Raw genomic sequence first — 13,439 nt, 5'->3', positions numbered from 1 at the left:
GTGAAGAACTTCAATAAGCAAATCACTTTATCGCTGAAAAATCCGTTTATTTTACATCATGACGTTTACGGACAAAAAGTCCTTCCGGGATTGGCTTATATTGATATGTTTTATCAGATTTTCAAAGAGCGCGGCTATTCATACGACGGGCTTCAGCTGCGCCATTTATCCATATATCAGCCGCTTATTGCGAAAGAAGACAGCGCCGTCAAGCTTACGGTTGAATGTACAAAGGTAAAAGAAGGGCGCTGGAAACTTACCGTAAAAGGGGCTGAGGTCAGCGGCGGACGAGTCCAGCCGGAAGAACGCATTTACGTCAAAGCGGAAATGCACGAGACGGCACCCGCAGTTTTCAGTGACACGCTTGATCTTGACTCTGTCAAACGCGAGGCGGAACGCACCATCGATTTAAATGAGCTGTATGCACAATGCAGAAGCCAAGAATTGGTTCACAGCGGGTATATGAAAGCAGAAGGAGAAGTGTTTGAGGAGCGGGACGGCGTCACCTTTGATGTATCGCTCGGAAAAGACGCGATGGGACAGGCCGGGGGGTTTTTGTTCCATCCGACTCTTCTTGACGGAAGCGGCGTCGGCGCAAACCTATTGATCTCATCGCTGTTAAATGGGGAAAAGAGGCTGTTTCTGCCTCTTTTCTACGAATCTTTTACAGCTTCCGAACCTTTGCAGGCCGGCTGCATCACGAGAATCAAACGTTCGTCGCTTCGGCAGGAAAAGGAGCTCATTTACATTACACTGGAGTTTTTTAACGCATCCGGCCGGAAAGTAGCCGAGCTGAAAGATTTCACAAGCAAGCTCGTGCGGGATGCCGAGCTGATCAATACAGACCGTAAGCCTGCTGAGAAGTCTCCTGAAAAAGCCGGTTTACCGGAAGTTGCGGCATCGCTTGAAGGCGGACACCCGCGTGAGGAAGCAGAACGGTATGTCATGAATCTGATGGCTGAAAAAATCGGCAAGCCGCTTGAACAGATTGATTCTCAAGTCGGCTACTATGAAATGGGGCTGACATCGTCCGGACTGCTTGACGTCGTCGAAACGATCAGCGAAAAAATCGGCGAAACCCTTTCTCCGACTTTGCTGTTTGAATATACGACGGCAGCAGAGCTGGCAGCTTTCCTGACTGAGCAGTACGGGAGCCATTTCAGCGCGCCTCCGGCAAAAATGGAGAAGCCGGTTGAGACGCAAACAGAGAGAAGACGGAAAAGCAGTGTGCCGCAAGATGAAGATATCGCCATTATCGGCATGGCCGGCCGCTATCCGCAGGCCGAAAATATTCATGAATTCTGGGAAAACCTGAAAGAAGGAAAAAACTGTGTCACCGAAATTCCGGAGTCTCGCTGGGACTGGCGCCGGTTTGAAAATGTAAAGTCGCCTTCCGGAAAGAGCATTTCAAAATGGGGCGGATTTATTGATGATCCGGATTGCTTTGATCCCCAATTTTTCCGGATTACGCCGCGGGAAGCTGAAACAATGGACCCTCAAGAACGGCTGTTTTTACAAACATGCTGGGAAACGATTGAGGATGCCGGATATACGCCGAAGTCGCTCGCAGAGGCGCGCGGACGGAATAAGAGACAGCGCGTCGGCGTCTTCGCAGGGGTGATGCATAAGGATTATACGTTGGTCGGGGCTGAAGCTTCTTCTGAAGATCATGTATTCCCGCTTTCTCTTAATTATGCGCAAATCGCAAACAGAGTTTCATATTTTTGCAATTTTCACGGGCCGAGCATGGCGGTCGATACGGTCTGTTCATCTTCGCTGACTGCGGTTCACCTTGCTGCGGAAAGCATTCGGCGCGGGGAATGTGAATCGGCAGTTGCCGGAGGCGTCAACTTGTCGCTGCATCCGAATAAATATCTGACATACGGTTTATGGGACATGTTTTCAACAGACGGGGTTTGTCATACATTCGGGAAAGACGGAGACGGCTATGTACCGGCTGAAGGAATCGGTGCCGTTTTATTAAAACCGCTGCGAGAGGCGGTAAAAGACGGAGACCGGATTTATGCGGTGATAAAGGGCAGTGCCGTCAATCACGTGGGGACAGTGAGCGGAATTTCCGTGCCGAGCCCTGTCGCGCAGGCCGATTTGATTGAAGAATGCCTGGACAAAGCGGGCATCGATCCGCGCACGGTCAGTTATATTGAGGCGCACGGGACGGGAACTTCTCTCGGCGATCCGATTGAGGTTCAAGGCCTTGTCAAGGCGTTCCGGCAGTACACACAGGACAAACAGTTCTGTTCGATCGGATCAGTGAAGTCCAATATCGGCCATGCGGAATCGGCGGCGGGCATCAGCGGCTTAAGCAAGGTTGCCCTGCAGCTTCACCATAAAACTTTGGTGCCGTCTCTTCATTCCGAGGAGCTGAATCCGTATTTAGATTTTGAACAATCACCGTTTTACGTCCAGCATCATACCGAAGAATGGCATCAGCCCTCAGTGACGGAAAACGGAAATGAGACCGTATATCCCCGACGTGCAGGCATCAGTTCTTTCGGGGCGACAGGTTCAAACGTGCATCTCATTCTGGAGGAATTTATCCCTGAAGAATCACACGGAACAGTGGCTGAACCGGCAGAAGAACAGACATTCATTTTTCCGGTTTCAGCCCGGAATGAAGAACGGCTAAAAGAGTATGTTGCGAAGCTGTCTGCATTTATTCATCCCGGCCTGCCGCTTGAGGATGCGGCGTATACACTTCAGATCGGCCGTGAACAGATGGAGGAGCGGGTTGCGTTTACCGCTCAGAATATGACACAGCTCAAAGAGCGGCTGAAGGGCTTTCTGGCGGGTAAAACGGTCAGCGGGTGCTGGCGGAACCGAGCCGATAAAAGCAAACAGGCAGAGCTTGCTCCGGACTTGATACATAAATGGCTTTCTTCCGGGAGTCTGGGGATGATTGCCGAAAAGTGGGCCGGCGGAGGAACGATGGATTGGAATCTCTTGTACGGTGAAAACAAACCGAATCGGATCAGCCTGCCGACATATCCGTTTGAAAAAATCCGGTATTGGGTGCTGAAGGCGGAGAAAAGAGAATCGCTGCCGCAAAAAAGGGCAGGCATGCTGCATCCGCTCCTTCATGAAAATATATCAAACATGTCAGGCGTCCGTTTTCGGTCCTCTTTTAGCGGCGGAGAATTTTTCCTGAAAGATCACGTCGTCAAAAACGAGCGGACGTTACCGGGCGCGGCTTATCTGGAAATGGTCCGGGCGGCCGTTGAACACGCGGCAGAAACGAAGGAAGAAGGAACAGTCCGTCTGAAACATGTCGTATGGATACGTCCGTTTACAGCGGCGGATGAGTCCGCAGAACTGTATCTCCGCCTTTATGACGAAGAAAATGGGGAGATGGGATTTACGGTTTACAGTGAATCGGCTTCCTCGGAAGAAGAGCCCGTTCTCTATGCGCAAGGAAGCGCGGCATTTGTCCGAGCGGGCGAACCGGCCAAAATCGAGATTGACAAATTAAGAGAGTCACGCCGTCTGATCACACCTGACGCTTGCTATCAGGCATACAAACAGATGGGGATTGAATACGGGGATGCTCACAAAGCGGTCACGGAAATCTATGCAAACGACAGCAAAGTGCTCGCAAAGCTCTCACTCCCGTCATCTATTTCTCATACAAAAGATCAGTTTGTCCTCCATCCGAGCCTTTTGGATGCGGCATTCCACGCGACAATCGGGTTAATGCTTGACAGAGACGGGACTGACATACGGCCGATGCTGCCGTTTGCTCTCGAACAGATCGATGTGTTGAAAAGCTGTAAAAGTGATATGTGGGTATCCATTGCGTACAGCGGCGAAAGCAAGCCTGAAGATGCTGTGCAGAAGCTGGATATTGATTTGTGTGACGAACAAGGCAATGTATGTGTGAAAATGACTGGTTATTCCGCACGGGAAATTGAAACGGATAAAACAGATACACTATTTTTTGAACACGTATGGGAAGAGAAGGCCGCTGTACATGAAAAAGCGCCGATCCATTTCAAAGCCCGTCACGTGATGATATCTGACCGGTTTACGGATCAAATGAACAGCATACAGACAGACTTCAGCTGTCATGTGCTCCGTGATCAGCATAAGAGTGAAGACGAACGGTTTGAAGCTTGTGCGCTTCAGGCGTTCGAAGAAGTGAAGAAAATCCTCGCTTCAAATTCCGGCGGGCGCGAGCTCATTCAGATTGTCGTGCCTCAAGAAGCGGATACGCAGCTCCTTTGCGGCTTAACGGGGCTTTTGAAAACAGCGGCGCTTGAAAACCCGAACCTGACCGGCCAGCTGATTGAAGCGGAGCCGGACGTCAAGGCAGACACGCTGTCCCGATATGTAAAAGAATGCAGCGCTCATCCTGATGACAAGCATATTCGCTATGAAAACGGCAATCGCTATACGGCACAATGGCAGGAAACAGGGCTGGAACAGTTCGGCGCCGAAAAGCCGTGGAAGGATAAAGGTGTTTATCTGATCACAGGCGGTGCGGGCGGTCTAGGATTTTTATTCGCCAAAGAAATCGCCCGGCATGCAAAAGACGCCGTTCTTATTTTAACGGGGCGTTCTCTGTTGGATAACCGTAAAAAAACCCAGCTTCAAGAACTGTCCGATCTCGGCGCGCAAGCTGTGTACAAACAAACGGACATGACGGAAAAACAAGAAGTTCAATCTCTCATAGCAGACATCTGTCGGCAGTACGGCGGCTTAAACGGTATCATACACAGCGCCGGAACGATAAAAGACAACTATATTCTGAAAAAGCACAAAGATGAAATCCGTGATGTACTGGCGCCGAAAGTCTCCGGGCTGGTTCATCTTGATGAAGCGGCAAAGGACATTGAGCTGGATTTTCTGATTCTTTTCTCTTCCGGAGCCGGAAGCGCCGGAAGCGCGGGTCAGGCTGATTATGCGATGGCCAATGCGTTTATGAACGCCTTCAGTGAAAAAAGAAACCGTAAAAAAGCCCGAAATGAACGCTATGGACACACCCTTTCAATCTGCTGGCCGCTTTGGAAAGACGGCGGCATGACGGTTGATGCTGAAACGGAAGCCATGCTGACAAAAGAAAGCGGCATGGTCCCTATGCAAACAGAAAACGGCATTCAGGCTTTGTACCGCGGGTGGACGGCAAACACATCCCAAGTCATGGTGACGGAAGGCTACGCCGCAAAAATCCGGGCGTTTCTGAAAAAATCAGCGGATCAGCCGGATAAGGGCAGCGAAACCGAAGAAACGGCAGGTCTTACAGCGGGCGGAGAGAACATGCTTGCAGAAAAAACGGAGCATTTCTTGAAACAAGTGCTTTCGGAAGTGACCAAACTTCCTGTCGGCAAAATTGACGCCAAGGCGCCTATGGAAGATTACGGTATTGATTCGATTATGATTATGCATTTGACGGGCCGGCTGGAAAAGAGCTTCGGTTCATTGTCAAAAACATTGTTTTTCGAGTATCAGAATATCGAATCGCTGGCGCAGTATTTTATGAAAGCACACCGGGACACGCTGCTGGAAGTGACCGGGATGAAAACAGAAGAAACCCCTGCAGCCAAACCGGCGCTGTCTGAGAAAGCGAAAGTAAAGCCCGTTTTCAAACGGAATGAAGGCAAAAAAGGCTTTGCGCAAGTCCGTCCAGACACGCGGAAAAATCAGCAGCTGACAGAGCGTGAAGATATCGCGATTATCGGTATGTCAGGACGATATCCGCAGGCCGAAAATCTTCAGGAATTTTGGAAGAATTTGAGTGAAGGCACTGACTGCATAACCGAAATTCCAAACGATCGCTGGGATCACAGTCTTTATTACGACGCTGATAAAGATAAAGAAGGCAAGACGTACGGAAAATGGGGAGGATTTTTGAAAGACGTGGACAAATTTGATCCGCAATTCTTCTCTATTTCGCCCCGGGATGCAAAATTGATGGACCCGCAGGAGCGGTTATTCCTGCAGTGTGTCTACGAAACGATGGAAGATGCCGGTTACACGCGCAAAAAGCTCACGGAAAAATCGGGTGATTTGCTTGGCGCCAATGTCGGTGTTTACGTCGGCGTCATGTATGAGGAATATCAGCTTTACGGAGCCGAAGAACAGGCGCGCGGAAAATCGCTTGCGCTGACCGGAAATCCGTCATCAATTGCGAACAGGGCTTCCTATGTATTCGGTTTTAACGGTCCGAGCATGGCTCTGGATACGATGTGCTCTTCTTCTTTAACAGCCATTCATCTGGCATGCCAAAGCTTGCGGAACGGGGAATGCGAAGCAGCATTTGCCGGGGGCGTCAATGTATCCGTTCATCCGAATAAATATTTGATGCTCGGCCAGAACAGATTTTTATCAAGCAAAGGCAGATGTGAAAGTTTCGGAGAAGGCGGGGACGGTTATGTGCCCGGTGAAGGAGTGGGCGCCGTACTCCTTAAGCCGCTTTCTAAAGCGAAAGCGGACGGTGATCATATTTACGGCCTGATCAAAGGAACGGCCGTGAACCATGATGGAAAAACAAACGGGTATTCCGTACCGAATCCGAACGCCCAAGCCGCGGTGATCAAACAGGCGTTAAAAGACGCGGGAACCGATCCGAGGGCGGTCAGCTACATCGAAGCCCACGGCACCGGAACTTCACTCGGCGATCCGATTGAAATCACGGGTCTGACAAAAGTCTTTTCAGAACAAACACAAGATAAACAATTTTGTGCCATCGGCTCAGCGAAATCCAATATCGGGCACTGTGAAAGCGCGGCGGGCATCGCGGGTCTGACGAAGGTGCTCCTGCAAATGAAACATAAGCAGCTCGCACCGTCACTGCATTCCCGGACGCTTAATCCGAATATTGATTTTCTCGCTACGCCGTTTAAAGTGCAGCAGACGCTTGAAGAGTGGAAAAGACCGGTCATAAATGAAAACGGAATAAATAAAGAATTGCCGAGAACCGCGGGGCTTTCCTCATTCGGAGCCGGCGGCGTCAACGCTCATATCGTCATCGAAGAATATTCCGCTGATGAGGATAAGGAGACGGCTTTTGCCGCGCCTCATCCGTCGATGATCGTCCTTTCCGCGAAAAATGAGAAACGGCTTCAAAAACGGGCGGAACGTCTTCTTGATGCGCTGCGGAGCGGGCGTTACCGGGAAGCGGATCTGAGCCGGATCGCATATACGCTTCAAATCGGCCGTGAACCGATGGAAGAGCGTCTCGGAATGATTGTCAGCAATTTGCGCGAGCTTGAAGAAAAGCTTGACGAATTTACGGGCGGCAAGGAGTCAATTGACCAGCTCTACCGCGGACAAGTCAAACAGAATAAAGAAACGATGGCGCTGTTTGCGGCTGATGAGGACATGGAAAAAACCATTGAGGCATGGCTTGAAAAAGGCAAAGCCGCAAAGGTATTAGAGCTTTGGGTGAAGGGCCTTCCGCTGAATTGGGATAAGTTGTATCAAATGGGCAGACCGCAAAAAATCAGTCTCCCGGCCTACCCGTTTGCAAAAGACCGTTATTGGATCGACATATCAGCAGATGCAGCTGTCAAAAGACCGGCCGAAACACAGTCTGCGCCGATCGCATCGGCGGCCGTCCCGGAACCGGTCATTGAAGTAACAACTCTTCACGAGGAGACTGCCAAAGAAAAACCCTCAAACATTTCATTGCAGCCTTTGAGCGGCGCGAAACCGAAAAGAACCGTACAGTCTGTTTCCCGTCCGGCGGTTTCCGCTGAAAAAGTAAGTGCCGTATTGACCGAAAGTTTGGCAGACGTTTTATATATGGATGCCGACGATATCGACGCAGACGACACATTTATTGATATCGGCATGGATTCAATTACCGGTCTTGAATGGATAAAGGCTGTTAATAAAGCATACGGCACGTCCCTTACGGTGACGAAAGTATATGATTATCCGACAATTCGCCAGTTTGCGGCTTTCTTGCAAAAAGAGCTCGGGACAGAACCGATCCTTGAGGAAGCAACCGAACCGCAGAAAACAGAGGCCGTGAAAAAACCGTCAAACATACTGCTGCAGCCTTTAAACGCTCATAAGCAGCATGTGATACAAGCAGAAGCGGATATTCTGGAGGCGATGTCTGAAACGGCAGCTTCCGCCGAACCGGAAGAACCGATTGAAGCGGTGCATGACGAGTTATCAAAAGCACTGGCTGATGTATTGTACATGGAGCGGCATGAGGTAGATATTGATGAGGCCTTTATTGACTTGGGTATGGATTCGATTACCGGTCTTGAATGGATAAAGGCCGTCAATAAACGGTACGGCACGGACTGTAACGTAACGAAAGTGTATGATTATCCGACAATCCGCCAATTTGCCGATTTTCTGCGTACGCAGCCGTCCGTCCGCGGCAGAAAAAAACAGGCGGTTCCCGTACGTCCAAAGCCGCTTAAGCAGCACGCCCTGCAGGAGAAAACACCTGCCAAGCCTGAGAGATTAACGGTTCAAAAGGAACCTGAACCGGTGCAGGCCAAACGGGAGCCTAAAGACGAGATGGCGGACGCGATAGCCATCGTCGGCATGTCGGGCAAGTACCCGGATGCGCCGGACCTAAAGACGTATTGGGACAACTTAGCCCGTGCGAAAAACGCCATTCGCGACATCCCGCTTTCCCGCTGGGATGTAGACAAATACTATGATCCGGCCTTAAACAAGAAGGGCAAAGTATACTGCAGATCAATCGGTATGCTTGACGGCATTGAAGAATTTGATCCGCTGTTCTTTAATATTTCTCCGTCTGAAGCGGAACTTATGGACCCGCAGCACCGGATATTTTTACAGGAAGGTTTTAAAGCCTTTGAAGATGCGGGTTACAGCTCAAAAGAATTAAACGGGAAAAATTGCGGCGTTTATTTGGGGATTATGAACAATGAATACGGCATGATGTTAAACAAACATCAGACAGGAGGAAGCGCGACGGGCAACAGTTTCAGCATCGCGGCGGCCCGTCTGCCTTATTATCTCAATTTGAAAGGGCCGGCCATTCCGATTGATACGGCATGCTCTTCATCTCTCGTCGGGACTCATTTGGCGCGTCAGGCGCTGTTGAATCATGAAATTGACATGGCGCTTGTCGGCGGCGTGACCTTGTATTTAACGCCTGAATCATACATCAGCATGTGTGAAGCCGGAATGCTGTCTCCTGACGGCCAATGTAAAGCATTTGATAACAGTGCGAACGGATTTGTGCCCGGCGAAGGCGCGGGGGCGCTCGTTTTGAAGAGGCTGAAAGATGCGGAAGCCGATCAAGACCATATTTACGGAGTCATTATCGGATCTGGAATTAACCAGGACGGAAAAACCAACGGCATTACCGCACCAAGCGCGAAAAGCCAAATGGATTTAGAGCGCCAAGTGTATGAAGCGCACAACATCCACCCTGAGAGCATCACCTATGCGGAAATGCACGGCACCGGCACAAAGCAGGGGGATCCGATTGAATTAGAAGCCCTGTCTTCTGTATTCAAGGAAAAAACGGATCGCAAACAATTTTGCGCCATCGGTTCGGTTAAATCGAATATCGGGCATACGTCGGCGGCGGCAGGTGTAGCAAGCGTCCAGAAGGTTCTGCTGTCGATGAAGCATCAGCAGCTTGTACCGACCCTTCATTTCAGCACGCCGAATGAACATTTTGATTTCAATGACTCGCCTTTATTTGTCAATACCGAACTCAAACCTTGGGAAACAGGCGGAGCACCGCGGCGGGCCTGTGTCAGCTCATTCGGCTACAGCGGCACAAACGCTCATCTCGTTATTGAAGAGTATCAGCCGAAAGACCGAGGAAGCCGTAAGTCTGATGAGACAAACATTTTTGTGCTGTCGGCGAAAAAAGCGCCGCAGGTAAAAACCTATGCCGAGTCTGTGATCGAATTTGCAAAAGCCAATCAGAATATCAATCTTTCAGATATGGCATACACGCTTCAAACCGGGCGTGATGCGATGGATTACCGTCTTGCGGTTACAGCCGGTTCGAGAGAAGAACTGATCAGCCGTTTAACCGATTTTGTAAACGGAAATACGGGTGAAGGGATATATGAAGCCCACATCAAAACGGCTAAAAAAGAAATCAAAGCATTTGAAACGGACGATGACCTGAAGCAGCTTGTGAGGTCATGGTTCGATAAGAAAAAATACGCCAAAATAGCGGAATTGTGGGCCAAAGGGCTTCAGATGGACTGGGACAGACTCTATCAAGGCGAAAAACCTCGCAGAATCAGTCTGCCGGCTTACCCATTTGCGAAGGAGCCGTACTGGCTGCCTGAGCCGAAAGCCGTACCGCAGGAAACAGAAGACCGGCGCAAGGCTGTGCTTTTAGAAAAGCAATGGGTTCCGTGTGAGATCGATTCGGCCGGTGAGAAAAGCGGCAGGACGGTCATGATTCTGGCTGATGAAAGAACAGCGGAGCTAGCCGAAGAGACTGCGAAGCATTTCACTGACTCGTTCATTCTCCCGGTCGATTCTGCTGATACTGCAGCTAGCGATTGGAATCACATAGATGGCGCAATTGATCTGACGGGATGCGGAGACGAAGACCCTTCACTGGAAGGGATCAGCCGGCTCCAGACTCTGATTGATACAAGCCGCCGGCAAGCACGGCCGCTGACGCTGCTATATGTAACAAAAGGCTTGGAGCCATTTCAGCAGAAAACGATTCATCTTGCAGGAGCGGCAAAAAGCGGCCTGTACAGAATGCTTCAAAATGAGTATCAAAACGTGACGTCCAGACACATGGATGCCGATACAGATACGGATCAGCAGACGCTTGCCAAACAGATTGCAGATGAATTTTCGGCGGACAGCACAGAACCGGAAATCTGCCGCCGAAACGGACAGAGATACCGTGCTTTATTCAGGGAGATTCCAAGCGGGAAGCGAGCAGAACATGAGCCCGCACCGTTTCCTGAAGACCATGTGCTTTTCATTACCGGAGGGACGAGGGGACTGGGTCTCTTATGCGCCCGCCATTTCACAGAAAAACACGGCGTGAAAAAAGTAGTGCTGACAGGCAGGGAGCCGATTCCTCCCCGCCATGAACGGTCAGCCGTTAATACGAGGCTGAAAGAGAAGATACGGGCGATTGAAGAGCTCGAAGCAAAAGGAGTGCAAGTGGCGGTGATCAGTCTGAAATTGTCTGATCATGATGCGGCGGCAGCGGAAATTGAAACGATCCGGCGCACGATGGGACCGATAGGCGGCGTCATTCACTGTGCGGGATCGGTTAATTCAGTAAATCCGGCGTTTATCAGAAAGACTGCCGACGATATACAAGAAGTGCTGGAACCGAAAGTCGCAGGGCTTCAAACATTAAGCAGCCTTTTCACAAATGACCCTTTGCAATTTTTTGTCTTATTTTCTTCAGTATCTGCAGTCGTTCCGGCGCTCGCGGCGGGACAGTCGGATTATGCGATGGCAAATGCGTACATGGATTATTTCGCGGCGGCTCATCAGCATCAATATCCGTTAGTCAGCATTCAATGGCCGAACTGGAAGGAAACCGGATTGGGTGAAGTCCGCACAGAAAGCCTGAAGCAGACCGGGCTGCTGGGACTGTCCAACGCGGAAGGCCTTGACTTGCTGGACCGCATTTTATCTGAAAACATCCGCCCGTCCGTTCTGCCGGCTATCATTGATCGGAGCGAATGGCATCCTGACAGGCTGCTCTGTCAAGAGAAAACACAAAAAGAGACTGAAGCCGTAATAACCGGCAAAGCCGCGGAAAAACATTCAGACAGAGAACTGCTTCTTGATACGAAGGCGTGGCTTGTGAAATTGTTTTCCGATGAGCTGAAAATCGCTCCGGAAGAACTGGAAACAGACGAACCGTTTCAGGATTACGGGGTTGATTCGATCATTTTAGCGCAGCTTTTACAGCAAATGAATCAAGCGCTCAAAGAGGACTTAGATCCATCTGTTTTATATGAACATCCGACGATTGACGCGTTTGCCGAATGGCTTGTATCCAATGGGCAGCCGCTGCTTGCAGAAAGGGAGGAACCTGATACAGAAATCTTGGTTCCGGCTGCCGTACAAACGGTTCACACTGAACAAAAGCGTGATGCCGTAACTGAAGACATTGCCGTCGTCGGAATGAGCTGCCGTTTTCCGGGAGCGGAATCGTTAGAACAATATTGGGACTTGCTGAGAAGCGGCAGGTCCGCAATCGGCTCCGTCCCGGCGGAACGTTTCGGATATGCAAATCAATACGTTGCGGGATTGATTGACAATATGGATCACTTTGATTCCGAATTCTTTTTCATTCCGGAAAACGACGCGAAAGCGATGGACCCTCAGGCGTTGGCGGTGTTGGAAGAGAGCTTGAAACTTTGGTGCCATGCCGGCTATACCCGTGAAGAAATCAAGGGCATGGAAGCCGGTGTGTATATCGGAGGCCGCAGCCAGCATCAGCCTGATCCTGAAAGTCTTGCGAATACCCGCAACCCGATCGTTGCGGGCGGGCAGAATTATTTAGCGGCAAACGTTTCGCAATTTTTTGATCTGCGCGGGCCGAGCATCGTGCTTGATACGGCTTGTTCATCGGCTTTGACAGGAATGAACATGGCCGTTCAGGCACTGAGAAGCGGCGATATCAAAGCGGCGGTAGTTGGCGGCGTCAGCCTGCTGAACACAGATGCGGCGCACCGGATGTTCCAAGAGCGCGGACTGTTAAACGAAAAACCGGCATTTCACGTATTTGACAAGCGTTCAGGCGGAGTTGTCCTCGGTGAAGGCGTCGGCATGGTGCTGTTAAAAACAGTAAGCCAGGCGCAAAAAGACGGCGACACGATACACGCGGTCATTAAGGCCGCCGCCATGAACAATGACGGCAGAACGGCAGGCCCGTCAGCTCCTAATATGCAGGCGCAAAAAGACGTTATGCAAAGCGCGCTTTTCAAAAGCGGCAAAAAGCCGGAAGACATCACTTATATCGAAGCAAACGGATCGGGTTCCGCGGTGACTGATTTGCTTGAGCTGAAGGCGATTCAATCCGTATACCGCTCAGGTCAGCATGTTCCGCTCGGCATCGGGTCAATTAAGCCGAACATCGGGCATCCGCTTTGCGCAGAAGGCATCGCTAGCTTCATTAAAGTCGTATTAATGCTGAAGCATAAAAAAACGGTTCCGTTTCTCTCAGGAGACGAACCGATGCCGCATTTTGATATAACAAAGACAGATTTTCACTTTCATAAAACAGCCGGCGAATGGGATGCAGCCAGACCGTCAGCATCCATCAACTGCTTTGCCGACGGCGGAACGAACGCCCACGTCATTCTGGAAGCTTGGGAAGAAAAAGATACCCGAATGAAAAGAAAGCCGCTGCCGGTACCGTCATTAAGACGTAAGGCTCTGGTAAAAGAACCTGACGTACGAGCGGAGAAACAAGAGCTTCCTGCGAAAAAAATGTTTTGGAAAGCATTTAAATGAGAGAGGAGTGGGAAGGA

At 50.3% G+C, this 13,439-nt stretch carries 1 protein-coding gene; it reads left to right on the top strand.

What is annotated here, in order from left to right; all coding sequences use genetic code 11:
* Positions 1–13,422 carry a type I polyketide synthase gene (locus K3G25_RS09185; RefSeq protein WP_269770608.1) on the top strand — a complete coding sequence of 4,474 codons (13,422 nt, stop codon included), beginning with the start codon at positions 1–3 and terminating at the stop codon, positions 13,420–13,422.
* Positions 13,423–13,439 lie beyond the last annotated feature (17 nt).

The organism is Bacillus sp. FCW2 (genome assembly GCF_021228595.1).
GTDB classification, from domain to species: Bacteria; Bacillota; Bacilli; order Bacillales; family Bacillaceae; genus Bacillus; species Bacillus velezensis.
This window is presented reverse-complemented; position numbering and strand designations above follow the sequence as displayed.